The sequence below is a fragment of the Gardnerella sp. KA01002 genome (genome assembly GCF_049244015.1).
GTDB classification, from domain to species: domain Bacteria; phylum Actinomycetota; class Actinomycetes; order Actinomycetales; family Bifidobacteriaceae; genus Bifidobacterium; species Bifidobacterium vaginale.
The window spans coordinates 437,542-456,898 of record NZ_CP058365.1 but is presented as its reverse complement, the minus strand read 5'-3'; the positions used below and the strand labels follow the sequence as shown (position 1 = coordinate 456,898).

Here is a 19,357-nt window from a genome sequence, read left to right as displayed (position 1 = left end):
ATATACATTTTTATAGAAATATTTATATTTTTCTGTTTTCGAAAGAAAAATACATTTACAGTAAAACTTTTTATTATTTTATTAAGATATACAAAATTATTTACGAAAAGTTACATCATTTTGCAAATATTGCGGAGACCATGCAGCTGCAAAAGAATACAAGTGAATTTTTAATAAAATTTTAAAAGAATTTATTTGACAACGACACACACTGTTAATTTGTAGCAAGTTCACGCTATTATAACCACGTTGTCGGAGTGTTGCATGCGCAATTACAACATGTAGCTGCGTCATGTATTCATAAGATGGATTCACGATGTGCAATCTCTATTGAGTTCGCACAATCGACATCGGGCTGTAGCGCAGTTTGGTAGCGCGCTTCGTTCGGGACGAAGAGGCCGCGGGTTCAAATCCCACCAGCCCGACTTTTGATTTTTTGCACAATCGCGCATATTACAACACTCGTATAAACAAATAATTCGCTATGATTGAGTAGTGAGCAAAACGGAATTTAATCGCAAGAAGCAAGGTGGCTTAAATGTTAAGCGTTTCGCAATTTTATAAAGAATTAGACAATATGTTTGCAAGCCACACAAGCGCGCAAGAAATCGAAAAATACCTGCTAAATGCGCTCAACCAATCGCAAGCAAAAGCAAACCAAGAAGCAACAAACCACGCAGAAGCAAACGCTCAAGCATTGCAACTATCTGTGTTAAACGAGTTGATGGGATTTTATAGGTCTAGAGGAGAACACGCAAAAAACAAGCCAATAATTGATAATGCGCTAGATTTGTCAAAAAAGATGGATTTAGCAGGCAGCGAAGCTGGCACAACCACGCTTATAAACGCTGCTACTAGCCTACGAGCCGCGGGCAGCTATGAGCGCGCAGCAGAAATATATTCTCAAGCTATTAAAGAATCATCGAAAACACTAAAACCAAACGATAGAAAGCTCGCAGCTCTGCACAACAATCTTTCAATGCTTTACAGCGAAACAGGCAACACGAGCGAAGCAATTAATGAACTTAATATTGCGCTTGAAATATTGCAAAAATCGAGTGTCAATCCTTCAACAGACATAGATATAGCAGCAACTCACACCAATATTGCGCTTGCGATTTTGCAAGAGTGCTCGCAGCCTAACGCAAGCACTAACAGCAAATCTGCAACTCTTAACTCTGCTTTTGAACACGCACAAATGAGTTTAAAAATATACAAAAATGGAAATAACCAAAATCAACCGCATTATGCATCTGCTTTAGCTGGATATGCGCAAGTTCAATACGCACGAAAAGAGTATTCCGACGCTGTAAAAGCGTACAGTGAAGCTCTAGATTTAATAGCACAATGTTACGGAAAAGATAGCGAGTCATATGCTATAACGTTGGAGAATCTGCAGCAAGCACAGGATGCAGAAGAAAAATTTACGGCGAAAAGCGCGACGGATACGATTCAATACGATTCGGAAAAATCGCCAGCAACCGCCCAATTGCAGCCAGAGTCAAATAAAACCATAAAATCAATCAAAACTGTAAAAACAGAAGATAATCCAAAAATAAAAAACGGCATGCAACTTGCAAAATCATATTGGCAAACTTATGGAAAACCACTGCTTGAACTTGAACAATTTAAAGACTACAAAAACCGCATAGCTGCAGGATTAGTTGGTCACGGATCGGAATGCTACGGATTTGACGACGAGATTTCGCGCGATCACGATTTTGGCCCAGGATTCTGCATGTGGCTTACAGATGAAGACTATGCGAAAATTGGCGATAATTTGCAAGCAGCTTACGATTCTCTTCCGCAAGAATACGCTGGATTTGGCTCTCGCGAAGAAACTCCACGCGCTAAATCATGCGAAGGAAGCAAGCGAGTTGGAGTATTTAGCATAAGCGAATTTTTTGAAAACATAACGGGATTTTCTACTGCACCAAGTCAAAACGAGCCGCATTTATGGCTTTCGTTAAGCGAGCCAACGCTTGCTGCAGCTACGAACGGCCAAATTTTTGCAGACCCACTTGGAGAATTTAGCAAAGCGCGTCAAAGTTTTAAGCTTATGCCAGACGATGTGCGAATCTCGCTAATCTCTAGAAGGCTTGGCATGATGGCTCAAGCAGGTCAATACAATGTTCAACGAATGCTAGCGCGAAAAGACGGAGCTGCAGCGTGGCTTTCTATAAACGAGTTTGTGAGCGCAACCGCTTCAATCGTATTTTTGCTAAATAACCCAATAAGTGCAGGATATTTGCCATATTATAAGTGGCAATTTGCAGCTTTACGCAAGCTAAGCGCGCGAATGGCGTCTAGGCTTTCTGGCGTAGCAAATCAACTTGAATCGCTTATGCGACTAAGTAGTGCGGCGTGCTTTGGCGGAATCGGATTTGGCGAAGGCACAAAAGGCAGCAGCGAAGCTGAATCTAAAATAAACGAGATTATTCAAAACGTGTGCAACGAAGTAGTGAAAGAGCTTAAATATCAAGGTTTGAGCGATTGCAATGAAACGTTTTTAGAATGGCAACGCCCGTATGTTGAAGCGCATATTAATTCGCGCGCAACGTGCTTAAGGAGCTTATGATGTGCGATTCATTATCAAATCCAAAAACGCAAAATCCAAAAACGCAAAATCTTGCAGAAGAAATTACAAAACTAGAATGGCAGCAATTCCAGCTTACGCAAAACGAAGGCGGACGCGCGAATTGCCAGGAAGATTGGCAAACTTTCCGCATTATGCGCATGAGTCAATTTTTAACTTGGCCTCTGGATTTGCAAGAGTCTTATAAGAAAGATCTTGAGCGCGCTGACAGCAATGGCAGAAATTTGATAACAGAAAAATATGCACGAATGATGGAGTCTACTGCGCCAGAAATTTTTGAGCGCACAATTAAGCCTTATATTAAGCCGATTTTAGAACCCATAAAAAGTGCGCAGGAGCAGATTATTTTAACGCAAGTTAAATGGGCGGATGATTTTCGCGATCGATACACTCATTTAGGTCTTGCGATGCGCGTTCTAAAAACAAGCGAAGATACAGAAGAAAATACATCTTTTGAAACGTATTTACGAGGAGAATTAAGCACGTATTCCGCCGAAACTTTTGCTAAATATAAGGCTTTTATAGAAGATTTAACAGCGAAAAATCTAAATCTAACGCAAATGATTATTACAAATACTGTGCGCATGTATGGCTACGATTCACTCGAAGCAGCCGACAAATGTTGAGTCAACTATAGCGTGAATAGTTTTATTACAGTGTGAATAGTTTTGCAAATGCACACTCAATTCTTTGTGCAGTTTTTAAACTACGCAAATCAGATTCAACAAAAACAGTAGAAGATGCGCTCAAACCATTTTTGCTCAAAAAATCTCTATAAATCATAATATTCGGCTTGCGCAAATGATATTCATAAGATGCGCTAACGCCATTTATCTCGCCAAGTATTGGGCAAGTTGTGCGCGCGCAATCAACCCACTCTTGTGAAGCATTTCCCAGCGCCCAAACGCGCACACCTTTTGCAGTTAAATCGCGAGCAACAGCCGCAAAACGCGCTCGCTCCCCTAAAAATCCGTGTAAAAAATTCTCAAAATACAAGCGATAAAGCCAAGTTACGGCAGGACCATGATGCTCACTAAACGATTCAAGCGCACGCTCAATGCTCCATCCTGATTCACGCAAAGCCTCGTGAAACTCAAAACCCCATTCTGGCTCATAGCTAAACAGCACCTCGCCAATATAATCTGGGTAATACGATTCCAACGTGCGACGCGCATCCCAATCAACAAGAAGATGCAAGTCAAAAACAACATCTGTTATGCCGTTTTCAATAATTTTTTGCGCGCATAAATCGCAATAATCACAACTATTCTTGCAATCATTGCGATTAGGCGAAACATCTTCTGTGCAAATCATTACAAATCCTAAATTATTCAGTTGGCGAAATTCCTCCGGCATAGGACGACATTCCAGCACCAACACCAATTCCAGCACCAAAGCTAGCAGGCAAATTGTTCAAATTATAGCCAAGCGCCTCAAGCTGCGCGCGCCCATCTTCCGTAATATTTTCAACACTCCAACGCGGTTTCCAAGTCCAATCAATACGAAATTCATCAACTAATCCAACAAGCGCACTCGCGCATTCGTCTTCAATCAAATCTGTAAGAGGACAAGCAGGCGTTGTAAGCGTCATCGTAATAATCGCGCGTCCAAGCTCATCAATTTCAATCCCGTAAACTAAACCTAAATCCACTACGTCAATTCCAAGCTCTGGGTCTACAACATCATGCAAAGCATCCTGAATGTCTTCCTCAGTTACGCGACCGATGCTATTCACGTTGATCTGAGATTGAGCTTGATTTTCTGCCATAATATTCCTTATTTTTAGTGTTACACTGCGATTTTATAAAGCCACATAAGATTTTATAAAGCCTCAATAGCCTTTGCAATACCGTCTTTTAAGCCTTCCCATGCAAGCAACGCGCACTTGATTCGCATTGGATATTTAGAAACGCCTTGAAAAACCATTGCATCTTCCAACTCATCTTCGTCTTGCTCGTTTTCTAATCCCGCTCCCCTAGATTCCATAAGCTTGTGGAAAAGCGCAGCCAATCGCAAGGCATCCGCAACAGTTTTTCCCTCAACCAAATCAACCATAATCGAAAGACTCGCTTGCGAAATTGAGCAACCATGGCCATCCCACTTAATACTTTTAACAAACGCATTGCTTGAATTGTCAGCATTTTTAGCTAGTTCCACATGCATCGTAACCTCATCTCCACAAGTTGGGTTAAATTGATGAGATTTTCCTAATGCATAATCTTTATTAGCTTCTACAGCACAATTTTCATGATGATTTGTAATTGTTATATTAGAATCGTTTTTAAACTCATCGGTTGCTGGCGACTTATCCGAAGCCTCCTCAACTTTCTCTTCCTGCTCTTCTGCTTTAGAAAGACTTTCTGTGTTTGAAAAATGTGTTTTTCCGTGCGGATTTCTAGCAGCATCTAAAATCACTTCTTGATACATGCTTTCTAAGCCACTACCGTCGTCAACACTCATATCAAACATATGCTCTCCTTATTTGTTATTAAACAGTATTTTATTTGAATTCTATTTGAATTTTATTTGACAATACTATGCGCCAAAGTATGCGCGAACATGGGAAACAGCTTCCACAAGCGCGCGAGCTTCTTCGATTGTGTTATAAACTCCAACAGATGCACGATTTGAAGCATACAAGCCAAAATGACGATGAATCGGCTGAGCGCAATGATGTCCAACGCGAATCGCAATTCCTTGCGCATCCAGAAACTGTCCAACGTCATGCGGATGCACGCCTTCGACCTCAAAAGAAACCGTTGCAATACGGTTGCTTAAATCAAGCGGCCCAAGCACGCGAACGCCTGGAACATCCTGTAATTTCAACAATTCTGCAGCAAGTTCCTTCTCATGCTCTGCAACTCGGTTCATGCCCAACGCGCGCAGCCAATCCGCTGCAACTCCTGCAGCAACCATTTGTGCAACTGGCTGAGTTCCTGCCTCAAAACGATAAGGTGCATCCATGTATTGCGCCGGCTTGTTAAGCCACGCAAGCTCCACCATTGAACCGCCAAAATTGGCTGGTGGAAGACTGTTCAAAAGATTGCGGCGTCCATACAAGAACCCAACGCCCGTAGGACCATACATTTTATGCGCGCTAAATGCTGCAAAATCAACATCTAGCGCATGAAAATCAACTGGAATATGCGGAACAGACTGGCATGCGTCAAGAACAAAAATTGCACCAACCTCATGCGCACGCTTACAAATCGGCGAAACATCCGTGATTGCGCCAGTAACATTGCTAATATGCGTAACTGCAACTATTTTCGTGCGCTCGTCAACAATCGTGCTCAAATAATCCGCGTCCGCCCGCACTCGACCATCTTCACTTACATCAATCCATCGAAGCTCCGCGCCAGAGCGAATCGCAAGCTCTTGGAATGGCAATAAAACGGAATGATGGTCTGCGCGAGAAACAACAATATTATCTCCCTCATTAATCACAAAATGCTGGCGCAAAGTTAAGTTATCTTCCGCAAAACCAGTGCGATTTAATCTAGCGTTAATCGTAGCGTTTCCAATAGAAGTGGCAAGAAGATTCAGCGCTCCTGTAGCGCCAGGCGTAACAATAATCTCTTCGTTTCCTTCTTCACTACAAGCACCAACGAGTTTTGCAACTTTTGCACGCGCTTCTTCAAAGGCAACTGTCGAAAGCGCCGCCAGCTCGTGCGCCCCCCTATGCACGCCAGCATTAATAGTCTTATAGAATTCGCTCTCTGCATCGATTACAACCTGCGGCTTTTGAGAAGTAGCTGCAGAATCTAAGTAAATCAAGGGTTTTGAATGTACTTTGCGACTTAAAATTGGAAATTGAGATCTCAAATCTTCAAACTTGTGCATTAACACAGTATCTGTCTCAAGATTTTTATGATTAAACATTCAAAATCCCCTTTTAAGCAAATTTATACAACCTATACAATCAAATTTTATAAATCTTATTCATAATTTAAAAGTCGCTCCCCCAAAACAAAGATTGAAGGAACGACTTTCAAAATTTAAATTTTAATAATTAGCGTTTTATGAACGGCTAATATTAATTAGAATCCAAACTCTGCAGCAGCCTGACGAAGAGTTTCCGCAGAACGCTTCAAAGCAGCAAGCTCGCGATCTGAAACTGGAGTGTTCAAGCGAGAGTTTACGCCATTACGGTTCAACAAAGTTGGAACGGACATGCAGACGTCTGAGATTCCATGGAAATCGTCAAGAAGAGAAGATACTGGCAAAATGCGGTTAGTATCGCGAAGAACGGCTTCAACAATATCAACACCAGACATAGCGATAGCGTAGTTTGTAGCGCCCTTACCGTTAATAATCTTGTAAGCAGCGTTCTTAACTTCCTGATGAATCTCTTCACGCTTAGCTTCATCCAATGGCTCATGACCTGGAAGAGCATTCCATTCGCACATTGGAACGCCACCAATAGTTGCAGAAGCCCAAAGAGGAACTTCGGAATCGCCATGCTCGCCAGCAATATAAGCGTGAACATTCTTAACATTCACACCAGTTTGCTGAGCAATAAGGAAGCGCAAACGTGCAGAATCAAGGTTTGTACCAGATCCAAACATTTGATTAGCAGGAAGACCAGAAAGCTTCATAGAAACATGCGTAACAACATCCACAGGATTTGTAATAAGCATGTAGATAGCGTTTGGAGCGACCTTCACAACATTAGGAATAATCGACTTCATAATGTTGATGGTTGCACCTGCAAGCTCCAAGCGAGTCTGACCAGGCTTTTGACGAGCACCAGCAGTAATAACAACCATGTCTGCGTCACGGCAGATTTCAACGTCATCTGAGCCATCAATAGAAACAGCTGGATAGAAGCTAGAACCATGCTGCATATCGAGCACTTCCGCTTCAACACGTTCCTTAGCGATATCCTCAAGCACAATTTCACGAGCAACACCGCGCTGAGCTGCAGCAAACGCAAGCGTGGAACCTACTGCACCAGCACCAATAATCGCAAGCTTAGTTGGCTTAACCTGAGAACTCACCATTAGAAAAACCCCTTTTCCACAAACCGAGTCGACCCTTATAACTTATAAATAGAAAAATACAAGGGCTGCTCTCACATTAAGAGCTATATGTGTATAAACAGCTTTTACTTTAATCACACCACCGGAATTTTGTTTAAAGTGCAATTTGCATAAGTTTTGCAGCCAAAGAATCGCCAACAAAAGCATCTAATTCTACGCCAGAATCCTTATATTCCGCCGATTTTACAATGCCATTTTCCCTAACTCTAGATAGCAAAGATCCAGAATAATCGCTATAAGGCAATGTAACTTTAACATGAACATGTGGTGAAGGTAACAAATTTTCTATACGCGTTCTTAAACGGTCAATATTTGTTCCACTTGCAGCAGACACAATTAAAGAATCAGGATACAACGATTGCAAGCGTAAACGCATTGGTTCTTGCATAACATCCGACTTATTAAAAGCAATAATTTGCGCTATATCTTCCACACCGTCAATTTGAGCTAAAACCTCGTTAACTGCCTCAATTTGAGAAACAGGGTCTGGGTGAGAACCGTCAACTACGTGCAAAATTACATCTGCATTACCAACTTCTTCCAAAGTTGATTTAAACGCTTCTACTAGCTGAGTAGGCAGCCTTCTAACGAAGCCAACAGTGTCTACAAGTGTATAAGCGCGACCATCTTTAGTTAAAGATTTTCGAACAGCAGTATCCAAAGTTGCAAAAAGCGCGTTTTCTACAAGTTCTTTAGATCCTGTAAGTCTGTTTATAATCGAAGATTTTCCAGCATTTGTATACCCTACTACTGCAACAGTTGGAATATCTTGACGACGCCTAGATCCGCGCTTTGTCTCGCGAGTTGGTGCCATTAGTGCAATGTCGTGACGCAATTTTGAAATTCGATTCCTAATTGCGCGCCTATCCATTTCGATTTTTGTTTCTCCAGGGCCTCTAGAGCCTATTCCTGCATCTCCTGCAGCGCGACCACCAGCCTGCCTAGAAAGAGCAGCACCCCAACCTCTAAGTCGCGGAAGCATGTATTGAAGCTGAGCAAGCTCGACTTGTGCCTTTCCTTCCCTACTTGTTGCATGCTGAGCGAAAATGTCTAGAATAACAGCCGTTCTGTCTACAACCTTGACTTTAGTGGCATCTTCCAAAGCTCTTCTTTGGCTTGGTGGAAGATCGTCGTCTACCACAATCGTATCCGCATCATTTTGCGCCACAACCGCTGCAAGTTCACGCGCTTTTCCAGAACCAACATACGTTGCTGCATCTGGTCTGTATCTTTGCTGCAACATGCCGTCGCATACTACTGCACCAGCTGTTTTAGCAAGCGCCGCCAACTCTCTAAGAGACTCTTCTGCTTGGCTTAAAGTTCCGCGAGCGCTAGACCATACGCCTACTAAAACAACGCGTTCTAGTCTTAGTTTTCTGTATTCTACTTCGGTTACGTCTTGTAATTCTCCAAGACCCGCAACTCGTTTTAAGGCGTTTCTTGATTCGCGCTCTTGCCAAGCTTCATCGTTACTTTCTAGGCTTGATCCAGTGTTTGTGGAATCTAGTAGTACTTCGGAATGTCCTGAAAGAACGTCTTTATGCTCATTTTTATGCTCAGGCATATTATTATCACCACTCGCCAAATTGCTGTTTGCTAAAGTATCTACCAAAACTATGCCCTTTGCTATTTTGCTTTAACTACTAACGCTAAATCCCCTGTTAATACACGATTTACAACGTTTGTTTTATTATTGTGAATCTAGAAGACATAATTTTTAACGCAACACTAAAATGGCTATTAACACTTTTAATAAAACTAAAAAGACGAGCAGCATTAATGCTACTAAAACAAACAAAAATACTAAAGAAGCTAAAACTGGCGGCGAACAGTATTTTTCCGCTAATCCAAACTCTTTAGACTTAAGACGAACTTTGCATGTTGATTTGCGCGGTCACGAGGTTAGCGTGCAGGTTTCTAATGGAGTTTTTAGCTCCTCTAAGCTTGATTTAGGCACTGCAGTTCTACTTAAACACGCTCCACAGCCTCCAGAAAATGGGCGATTTTTCGACATCGGTTGCGGCTGGGGTGCTATTAGTTTGGCTTTAGGTTTTGAATCCCCTAATGCGCAAATTTATGCTGTAGATGTTAATGAACGTGCTCTAGATCTTACTGATATTAATGCCAAGAATGCTGGATTAAACAACATTCACACTTATCTTGTAGAAGATGCATTAAAAGAAGATGCGCTAAAAGACATTGATCTTATTTGGTCTAATCCTCCAATCCGCGTTGGAAAAGACGTTTTGCACAATATTTTGATCACCTGGCTTCCTCGCCTAAAAGTTGGTGGAGCTGCTTATTTAGTTGTTCAAAAAAATCTTGGCTCCGATTCCTTAATCACTTGGCTTTCTAAAACTCTTGGGGAAGATTTTAGCGTTGAAAAATACGCAAGCTCTAAGGGATACAGGATTATAGAAGTTTTAAGAAAATAAGATTTAGCAAAATTTAACAGGATTGAATATGAACTTTGACTATCCTAGTGAACTGCCGATTTGTGCTGCACACGACCAGATTATTGAAGCCATTAAAGAGTCGCAGGTTATAATCGTATCTGGTCAAACTGGTTCTGGCAAAACCACTCAAATCCCAAAAATGGCTTTGGAACTTGGCAGAGGTGGTCGCGGAAAGCAAATTGTTCACACACAACCTCGACGACTTGCTGCGCGCACAGTTGCCGAACGAATCGCAAGCGAAATGGGTGTTAAGCTTGGCGAAGAAATCGGCTATCAGGTACGTTTTAACGACGAAAGCTCATCTAAAACAAAGCTTCGGATAGTTACGGATGGTATTCTACTCGCTCAAATTCAACGCGATCCACTTCTTACGCGCTATGACACTATTATCATTGATGAAGCTCACGAGCGTAGCCTAAATATTGATTTTTTGCTTGGATATTTAACAACTCTTTTGCCAAAGCGCAAAGACTTAAAACTTATTATCACTTCTGCAACAATAGATTCTGCAAAATTTAAAGACCATTTTGAGCAAGCGCTGCACATTAAGGTGCCTGTTATAGAGGTTTCGGGTCGAACATACCCCGTGCGCGTACTTTACGAGCCGCTTGGAAGCGCGCCTTCACTTATGAGGCACGTTCCAGGTTTTGCCGATATTGCTATGGATGATGAAAGCGTTGCGCAAAGCCAAAGTCTTTCGGAAAGCGGCGATATTTGCGACGAAGACATTGCTTCTGCTGTAACTCGCGCATGCGCGCAACTTGTGATTCATTCAAACCACACTCAAGGCGCGCGCGATATTATGGTTTTTGCTTCTGGCGAGCGCGATATTCGAGAATTTGAAGCATCGTTGCGTTCTTATTTCGGTGCGCGTGCAAGCGACATGAATCGTAGTGACGCCATTGAGATTGTTCCACTTTTTGCACGTCTTTCTTCTAAAGACCAGCATCGCGTTTTTGAACACCACACGCATCAGCGCATTGTAATCGCCACTAATGTTGCAGAAACTTCTCTTACAGTGCCTTCGATTCGCTACGTTGTAGACCCTGGTTTTGCTAGAATTTCTAGATATTCTAAGTCTGCTAAAGTTCAGCGTCTTCCTATAGAACCTATTTCTCAAGCAAGTGCAGATCAGCGCTCTGGTCGTTGTGGGCGAATTGCAGATGGCATTGCTATTCGCTTGTATTCTAGGGAAGATTACGAAACTCGCCCGCGCTTTACCGACCCCGAGATTTTACGCACTTCACTCGGCGCTGTTGTTTTACACATGCTCTCTGTTGGTGTTGCTAAAACTGGCGAAGATATAACGAATTTTGGATTCATTGATCCTCCAGATATTAAGGCTGTAAGCGACGGCTTTAACGAGCTTAGTGAACTTGGTGCAATAAGCAGAAAATCAGGCTTCATCACTTTAACTCATATTGGACGCGAGCTTTCTAAACTACCGATTGACATTCGTTTAGGACGCATGATTATTGAAGCTGCGCGTAAAACCACTCCTAATACTCTTGCTGCTGTGCTGGTAATTGTGGCGTTTTTGAGTTTGCAAGATCCGCGCGAACGTCCGGAAGATAAACGCGATGAAGCAGATAGATTACACAATCGTTATGCAGACGAGTTAAGTGACTTTTTAACGGCATTGAATATTTGGGATCGCATATTCCAAGCGGATGGCGAAATAAGCAATAACGCGCTAAGGCGACTTTGCAAAGAGGAATTTTTCCACTTTTTACGCCTAAAACAGTGGAAAGATTTAGTTAATCAGCTTAAAGATTTATGCAAAGAACTTCATTATAATGTTGGCGAAGCATTACCACTTAAACGCGCACCTTTGCAAATCCGCCAATTACCAAATAATCAGCAAGCTGCTCACAGTCTTTGCTGCACTTGGGATTACCAAGGAATCCACGCTTCTATGCTTTCTGGCTTGCTTTCTATGATTGGCATGCAAGTTATTCGCGAGCCTAAGGCTTCGGATTTTGCAGGTCTTCGCGGAACAGCCAAAATTCGCGCTATTAAGCGCGCTCAAAAAATGGCAAAAAACGATTATCAGGGTGCTAGAAGCACAAGGTTTGCAATCTTTCCAGCTTCATCTGTTTCTAAAACAACTCCTTCTTGGATTATGTGTACGGAATTAGTTGAAACTTCTAGACTTTGGGCAAGGTATTGCGCGCAAATCGACCCTGCTTGGGCAGAGTCTTTAGCTAAGAATCTTACTCGCGTAACATATTCAGATGCTCATTGGAGCGCAAGCAAAGGTGCAGCAATCGCCCAATCGAAGGTGCTTTTGTACGGCTTGCCTATTGTGCAAAATCGCACTGTTCAATGGTCTAAAATCAACCCTTACGAATCTCGAATGTTAATGATTCGTCAAGGCTTAGTCGAAGGAAATGTTCAGCAGCGTTTTCCATTCAACGATTTTATCTCCTCAAATATTAACGTTTTGAACGATGCCGATAATCAAACAAATCGCACTAGGCAGGCAAGTGAAACTGTAAACGACGAGGATTTGTTTACTTTTTACGATAATAAACTTCCTCAAGAAGCTACTACTATTGCAGATTTAGCTAAATGGTGGAAAAATTACAGGCTCCAAGACCCGCATTTTCTTGATTTTAACCCAGATTGTGTTGAGCGCTTGCAATACACAAATGACACTGATTTGGCAGATTACCCAGATACTTGGCATACGATTGGAACAGACGGTCAGAAAATCAACTTGCGTTTAAGCTACATTTATGATCCGCATGATCCTTTAGATGGTGTAACTGTGCACGTTCCACTTCATGCGCTTTTGCGACTTAAACCTCAAGAGTTTACTTGGAATGTGCCAGGCTTATTAGACGAGCTTATTATTGGCATGATTAAGTCTCTTCCTAAGACTTTGCGAGTACAATTCGTTCCAGCTCCAGATACTGCTCGTAAAATCCGTGAGTGGATAGATGACAATTATGACTATCTTCCAGGAATAAACGAAAATCCACAAGAAGATTTTATTTGGCAAGATTTTAGCGAAGTCTTTACTAAAGCTGCGATTAGTGTTGTTGGAGCACAAATCCACCCAGAAGTTTTAAGCGATGAACAGTTGCAACGGCTATCTCCTTATTTGCGCATAACTTTTAGCGTTGAGCAAAAGAAAGCTAATCAAAATAAATCAAACAATTCACATAATCAGAACAACAGGCGTATTAAGCCTACTGTTTTAGGAACAGATAAATCGCTGATAAGTCTTCAGCATCGCTTTGCAAAATCAGCTCAAGAGTGTGCATTAAATGTTGTTAACAGCAAGGCGATTAAAGCTGCACAAGCTGGAAATGTTGTTGAGAGAGCAGATTTGTTACACAAGTCTGGTGCAACTAATCTTTCTAGATCTCAAATGGTTTGGCAGGGCGCGCTCAATATGCTTATTTTAGATGATAAACGTATTACATCTAGATGGCTCGGAAGTGAGGCTCTGATACTTGCTTCTGCACCTTATAAGTCTTCTAAAGATTTGGCCCAAGATTTGCAAATGGCAGCTATTAAGCGACTTATACCAGATACACAAAAAATTACTAACGATGTTGAGCTTAAGGAAGTTGTTGGAAATATTGCCGAAGTATACGAAGATACAGTTTATGGTATTGCGCACGATGTGATTGCTATTTTGAAGCGTTTTGCTAAAGTTAGCACTGCTGTTGGCGGCAAAGCCGACTTGCCGATGCTTAGCGTTCTTCAATCGATTAGAGAACACGCAGCCTCACTTGTTTTTCCTGGATTTATTGCAAAAGCAGATTCTAGCGCACTTAGTTCAATAGAACGCTACTTGCATGCTGATTTAATTAGACTTGATAAAGCTAAAACAAATAAGGATAGAGATGTACGATGGGCTTGGCAAGCAGATGAAGCTCATAAGCTTGTGCTAGAAGCTCAAAATAGAGCAGAAAGCTTGCCTGCTGGACCTAATAGAGATGAGGCTCAAGAAAAAGCTCAAAAACTAAAGTGGATGTGCGAAGAATTCTATGTTTCTCTTTGGGCACAAGAACTTGGAACAGCATACCCGATTAGTATTCAGCGTATGAAAAAACTATGTTAGCGTAAAAATGCGCGGCATAAGACTACAAAAAGTGGCCACTATCCACGCAGCCAAAGATGACTGCAAGATAGTGACCACTAATATATTGGGTAAAGATTAATTACTCTTTAACCATAACGCTACGAACTATGTAAACCACCAAACCTATGAAGGCTACAATAGCGCCCATCATAAGCAAGTTTGAGTATCCTGCAGCTAATCCTTGAATATTCGCAAAGGAGAATCCTTTGAACAGATTTCCAGCAAAGAATCCGCTGAAAATAGAAATACCAATAGAAGCTGTAACGTTCATAACCAAATCGTTCATACCGCAGCCACGACCAGACTCTTCAACAGGCAATGCGCTAAGAACAGTAGAAACGATTGGCGAATACATAAGTCCGCACCCAGCGTAGTAAACGCATGCGCACAGTGTTAATGTAAGGAACCCAGAATTGATGAATACAGCAGCACCAACCCATCCAAGAATCATAAGAACAGCAGCTGTAATAATACCAGCTTTACGTCCAATGAAACCGATGATTGTTCCAGAACAAGTGCCAAACACTGCTGCTACGACGAATGCCCATACAAGGTAAGAAGAAACCTGAGAAGTATCCATCTTGTATAAAGCACCGCCAATTACATTGTAAATTGGAGGCATGCAATAGTTAGTAAAGTAGAAGATGAATATCAAAACAATGCCCGAAAGCCAACGCTTATTCTTAAAGAATGCAGGAGTCACAAACGGGTTCTTTGCCTTCATAATGTATCCAGCGAACACAACAAACAGGACGATGGATCCAAGTAACAATCCCCAAACTTTGTAAGAGAAGAACAAAGTCAACAATGTCACAGCAATACCGAATATGGTAAAGCCGAGTTTATCAATCTTTCCACCAATACCATTCTTAGTCGGTAAGCATTTAACGAGTACTGGCAAGAACAGAATGGTTATCGCAGGAATAAGGAACAAATATTGCCAAGCAATAGAGCTAAGAGCACCAGCAGCAAATACGCCGATAGAAGCAGAAAGCTGATATGCGGCAGTAAAGAGTCCAAAGAAAATAACTTTCAAATCATTGCGCAAATACTTAGTTGCAATAACAAGGAAGGAAGAACCTGCTACCTGTTCACCAGCAGTTTGCATAATGCGAGCAATAATAACAGTCCACAAATTTGGAGTAAAGAAGAAGTTTGCAATAAAACCAAACAAGGAACCAACGAACAGTGTTACAAGACCGATTGTTATAAGTCTGCGAAGAGAAACAAAGTCACCTAGAGAACCGTATATAAAGCACACGATACCTAGAACAATAATTGGCAAGCTTGTAATAAGCGAAGCTTGATCAGGGGCACCAACAGCCTTGCCAATCTGGTCGAATACAAGATTAAATCCCTGCAAACATAATGTTCCAAGAATAAAGGTTATAAGCAACAAAATCAGCGAGTAAATCGCCACTTTGTCGCGGGTTTTTGGATCCTCGTATGGATCTACCGCAGTAGATTTTGCAATTTCAGTCATAATAATCCGATCAATAAATATTTTTAATTTTTACATTTACGCATAAAGCATGTTGTGCAACAAGAAGCGTAGAAGGTCGCAAAATGTTGCGCAACACAAACAATATGATCTCAGCCAGCGATTTTTGCCAAACCAGAAATACGCGTCATAAACTCGTTCAAGAATCGTGGAACGTCTACGCCAACAGCAACTTGCATTGTCTTAACAGGGTCATTCAAGCGCGTAACATCACCGATGGTACGACCGCGAGTTGGACCTTCCACATCAACCTGCATGTTAATTGGAAGCGTTGTAACAAGCGTTGGATCAACTGCAACAGCAACAGCCAAAGGATCATGCAAACCACATCCACCAAGGTGCGGAGCAGTGGTTTCATAAGCTTTGATGTAAAAATCAGTCATATCTGCAAGGAACTTGCCAGCCTTGGTGTTAAGATCACGCCATTGCTTTGTCTCCTTGTAAGTAAGCAAAGTCTGTAAGGTAACATCCAAACCAATCATTGTCACTGGAGCACCAGAACGGAATAGAATATCTGCAGCATCTGGATCTTGGGAAATATTCGCCTCAGTCCAAGCGTTTACGTTTCCATGAATGGTGAGCGCTCCACCCATCAAAACAATCTTTCCGATTTCGTCTTTGATTTCTGGAGCTTTCTTCAATGCAGCAGCAATATTGGTCATTGGACCGGTTGGAACATACACTAAGTCCTTGCCATATTTCTTTACGGAATCAATAATGAAATCAACAGCGGATTCATCTTCTGCTTTGCGAGGAGAATCTGGAATTTCAACATCGCCAATTCCATTGTCACCATGAATAAAAGCAGATATTGGAAGCACTTCAAACGAATCTTTTGTGCTTGCGTGTGAAAGACCTTTATAAACTTTTACTTCTGGATGCCCAAGTAAATCTGTGATTGCAAGCGCGTTACGAACACCTTGCTCCATTAAAACATTACCGTATGTGCCAGTTATGCCAATAAGCTCCATTTCGGGGCTTCCAAGAGCATAAGATATAGCGAGAGTATCGTCAACACCAGTATCAAGATCAAGAATCAGCTTCTTCACTTGAGTTACCTTCCTTCTTATATTTAGGCATGGCTTACAGTCGTTGTAAATCATGGGTGTAATTGAATATCTAACTTGATATTTAAGTATCACCAATTTAAAAATTTTATTATTATAATCTCGAAAAGCAATGGCATATTTAAATAGAAGCAAGAAGACATAATGTTGCTTTAATTGTTAATATTCACGAATTTTGTTATAAAATGTTATAATTTTCAACAAACGTTAATATATATAAACATATGTTTAGATTATAGCTGTGAGCTCAGCCATAAATTAAACATATGAATACAAAAAATTAAAACGCGTGTCAACAATCACAAATAATAACATTTGAAAAATATCCAAAAATATCCAAAAATTTAGATTTGACACGCGCGAAAGCAATACAAAAGAAAACTAAAGTCTAGGCAAATACTTCTGCAATTCAAAAGGAGTGACCTGACGACGATACTCTTCCCATTCCTGATGCTTATTACGCAAGAAATACTCAAAAGCATGCTCACCAAGTACGCTAGCCACAAAATCAGACTTCTCCATAATCTTCAAAGCCTCATCCAAAGACTCAGGAAGTGGCTGAATACCCATAGCCTGACGTTCAGCATCCGTAAGCTCCCAAACGTCATCGCTCGTAGGCTCACATAAAATCATCTGCTTTTCAATACCATCTAAACCAGCAGCCAACAAAACAGAGTATGCAAGATACGGATTCGCCACAGGATCCAAAGCACGAAACTCCATACGGCAAGAATTACCTTTGCCTGGCTTATATTGAGGCACACGCAAAAGCGCAGAACGGTTACTATGACCCCAGCAAACATAGCTAGGCGCTTCCGCTCCACCCCACAAGCGCTTATAAGAGTTCACATACTGATCGGTAACAGCGCAAATTTCCGCAGCATGATGCAAAATACCAGCCGCAAATTGGCGCGCAATAAGCGACATATTAAACTCTTGCCCAGCCTCGTAGAAAGCGTTGGAATCTCCTTCAAACAAGCTTAAATGCGTGTGCATACCAGAACCAGGCTGATCCGTTAAAGGCTTAGGCATAAAGCTCGCATACATTCCGCGCTCAAGAGAAATCTCCTTAACAACAGTGCGGAAAGTCATAATGTTATCTGCAGTAGTAAGAGCGTCTGCATATCTTAAGTCAATCTCGTTTTGACCAGGACCGCCTTCGTGGTGAGAATACTCAACAGAAATACCCATCTGTTCAAGCATGCTCACAGCACTACGACGAAAGTCCATTGCCGAACTTCTTGGAACATGGTCAAAATACCCACCTTCATCAATAGGAACAGGTGCTTTAGACCAATCGTCTTGCGTTTCAAATAAGTAAAACTCAATTTCTGGATGAACGTAAAAAGTAAAGCCTTTTTCTTTAGCTTTTACGAGCGCAGTCTTAAGAACATGACGAGGGTCTCCAAGAGACGGCTCCCCGTCTGGTGTTAAAACGTCACAAAACATGCGTGCCGTACCCTCTGGGCCGCCATGCCATGGCAAAAGTTGGAAAGTCGAAGGATCTGGCTTAACAATCATGTCGTCTTCTAAAACGCGAGTCATGCCTTCAATCGCAGACCCATCAAAGCCAATACCCTCTTCAAACGCAGCTTCAAGCTCTGCTGGAGCAATAGCAACCGATTTAAGAGTTCCAAGAACATCCGTGAACCATAGTCTAATAAAACGGACATCACGCTCTTCAACCGTACGCAAAGCGAACTCTTGTTGTCTATCCATATCTACAGTCCAATCAGTATTCAAGTCTTATATTTTTCAACATGTTTTTAGAGCAAAACGCAATGACTATATTATCTCTTATATTTAGTTTTTATTTAGAAATATAGCAATGAATTTACTTACTTTTAATTTAGCGTATTTGCAAGATTAGGCTCACATTTTTTTGCCATATTTATAAAAAATCTCTTTAGCTTGCTCATCACTTAAATCATCCGTATAAGTAACCTCAATCCCAGACTCTTTAAGATCTTCAACTGTCGCATAACAAATCATAAGATCTTCCACACATCTAGCAGACATGGTAAGAACCATGGGAGGAATAGCATCCTGTACTTCTTTTTTATATTCGTAGACTTTTGCATCAATTTTATTAGCTCGATTCACCATTAAAATCGCTGGAATACCGCGAAAATACTCTGTGAATCGTTTAACAGATTTTTCTGGATTATCCTCGTCTAAATCGCATAAAACGGCGACTCCACCGTTCTCGTCACTAAAACATTTAGCTCTAATACCAGCCATTTTACAAAAAGCAGCAAGAAGCTCCCCTGGTTCCATAACAGTTAGAAACAGAGCACACTTGGCTTTTTTACCCAGCAAACCTTCCAAATCTTCTTCAAAGTTTGCTTGCTCAATTTTGTTTACAACATCATCGACAGAATCATGTTTTTGTTCATCGCTAAATTCTTTTTCAAATCCAAGTAACGCATCTTCAAGCTCTTTATCAGTAAAAGATGTGCGAACTTCCTTCGACTCTTTGGAATTAGAAGAATTATTGGAATTTTTCCCATTATTCGCAAAGTTTTTGTCACTACTATCTTCACTCAAACCTTCATGATCTGCACACATTTTGTACCCCTAACTTATTAAACAGCTAGTT

Annotated in this window: 14 protein-coding genes and 1 tRNA gene; 5 read left to right on the top strand and 10 right to left on the bottom strand. The window is 41.3% G+C overall.

From position 1 onward, the window contains the following. Nucleotides 1-351 precede the first annotated feature (351 nt). From HXT60_RS01715 to HXT60_RS01705, 3 genes are all read left to right on the top strand, one after another. Nucleotides 352-425, top strand: a tRNA-Pro gene (locus HXT60_RS01715). A gap of 113 nt (nucleotides 426-538) precedes the next feature. Then, complete coding sequence (locus HXT60_RS01710; RefSeq protein WP_421791252.1) at nucleotides 539-2,578, top strand: DUF4037 domain-containing protein; 2,040 nt, start codon at nucleotides 539-541, stop codon at nucleotides 2,576-2,578. Next, a complete protein-coding gene (locus HXT60_RS01705; protein ID WP_421791250.1) occupies nucleotides 2,578-3,222 on the top strand; it encodes a DUF4125 family protein in 645 nt (214 codons plus the stop codon). The genes HXT60_RS01710 and HXT60_RS01705 overlap by 1 nt, the downstream gene beginning before the upstream one ends. Before the next feature lie 25 nt (nucleotides 3,223-3,247). Here HXT60_RS01705 and HXT60_RS01700 read toward each other — a convergent pair whose 3' ends face one another. From HXT60_RS01700 to hflX, 6 genes are all read right to left on the bottom strand, one after another. Next, on the bottom strand, nucleotides 3,248-3,910 hold the full coding sequence (locus HXT60_RS01700; protein ID WP_162860857.1) for an HAD family hydrolase: 663 nt from the start codon (nucleotides 3,908-3,910) through the stop codon (nucleotides 3,248-3,250). Between the two features lie 13 nt (nucleotides 3,911-3,923). After that, nucleotides 3,924-4,364: a metal-sulfur cluster assembly factor gene (locus HXT60_RS01695; protein ID WP_004137942.1), complete on the bottom strand. Its 441-nt coding sequence runs from the start codon at nucleotides 4,362-4,364 to the stop codon at nucleotides 3,924-3,926. Nucleotides 4,365-4,417: 53 nt separating this feature from the next. Next, a complete protein-coding gene (gene sufU / locus HXT60_RS01690; protein WP_009994829.1) occupies nucleotides 4,418-5,065 on the bottom strand; it encodes a Fe-S cluster assembly sulfur transfer protein SufU in 648 nt (215 codons plus the stop codon). Nucleotides 5,066-5,131: 66 nt separating this feature from the next. After that, nucleotides 5,132-6,478 (bottom strand): SufS family cysteine desulfurase, encoded by a 1,347-nt coding sequence (locus HXT60_RS01685; RefSeq protein ID WP_116437206.1) that lies wholly within the window; start codon nucleotides 6,476-6,478, stop codon nucleotides 5,132-5,134. Nucleotides 6,479-6,636: 158 nt separating this feature from the next. After that, the gene (locus HXT60_RS01680; RefSeq protein ID WP_004112440.1) at nucleotides 6,637-7,599 is read right to left on the bottom strand and encodes an L-lactate dehydrogenase; all 963 of its coding nucleotides are present in this window, start codon (nucleotides 7,597-7,599) and stop codon (nucleotides 6,637-6,639) included. A gap of 133 nt (nucleotides 7,600-7,732) precedes the next feature. After that, complete coding sequence (gene hflX, locus HXT60_RS01675) at nucleotides 7,733-9,202, bottom strand: GTPase HflX (RefSeq protein ID WP_013399502.1); 1,470 nt, start codon at nucleotides 9,200-9,202, stop codon at nucleotides 7,733-7,735. A 169-nt stretch (nucleotides 9,203-9,371) separates the two neighbouring features. Between hflX and HXT60_RS01670 the strand changes: the two genes are divergently transcribed. Both HXT60_RS01670 and hrpA read left to right on the top strand, forming a co-directional pair. After that, nucleotides 9,372-10,073 (top strand): class I SAM-dependent methyltransferase, encoded by a 702-nt coding sequence (locus HXT60_RS01670; RefSeq protein ID WP_004116812.1) that lies wholly within the window; start codon nucleotides 9,372-9,374, stop codon nucleotides 10,071-10,073. A 28-nt stretch (nucleotides 10,074-10,101) separates the two neighbouring features. After that, nucleotides 10,102-14,169: an ATP-dependent RNA helicase HrpA gene (hrpA, locus tag HXT60_RS01665; protein ID WP_421791246.1), complete on the top strand. Its 4,068-nt coding sequence runs from the start codon at nucleotides 10,102-10,104 to the stop codon at nucleotides 14,167-14,169. 100 nt (nucleotides 14,170-14,269) lie between these two features. Here the strand turns inward: hrpA and HXT60_RS01660 are convergent, their stop codons facing one another. From HXT60_RS01660 to HXT60_RS01645, 4 genes are all read right to left on the bottom strand, one after another. Continuing rightward, nucleotides 14,270-15,673, bottom strand: coding sequence for an MFS transporter (locus HXT60_RS01660; RefSeq protein WP_004112416.1), 1,404 nt, complete (start codon nucleotides 15,671-15,673; stop codon nucleotides 14,270-14,272). 110 nt (nucleotides 15,674-15,783) lie between these two features. After that, nucleotides 15,784-16,740, bottom strand: coding sequence for a nucleoside hydrolase (locus tag HXT60_RS01655; RefSeq protein WP_004112414.1), 957 nt, complete (start codon nucleotides 16,738-16,740; stop codon nucleotides 15,784-15,786). A gap of 399 nt (nucleotides 16,741-17,139) precedes the next feature. Further along, complete coding sequence (glnA, locus tag HXT60_RS01650) at nucleotides 17,140-18,477, bottom strand: type I glutamate--ammonia ligase (protein ID WP_421791244.1); 1,338 nt, start codon at nucleotides 18,475-18,477, stop codon at nucleotides 17,140-17,142. A 153-nt stretch (nucleotides 18,478-18,630) separates the two neighbouring features. Further along, nucleotides 18,631-19,326, bottom strand: a complete 696-nt coding sequence (locus tag HXT60_RS01645; protein ID WP_119675873.1) for a hypothetical protein — start codon at nucleotides 19,324-19,326, stop codon at nucleotides 18,631-18,633. Nucleotides 19,327-19,357 lie beyond the last annotated feature (31 nt).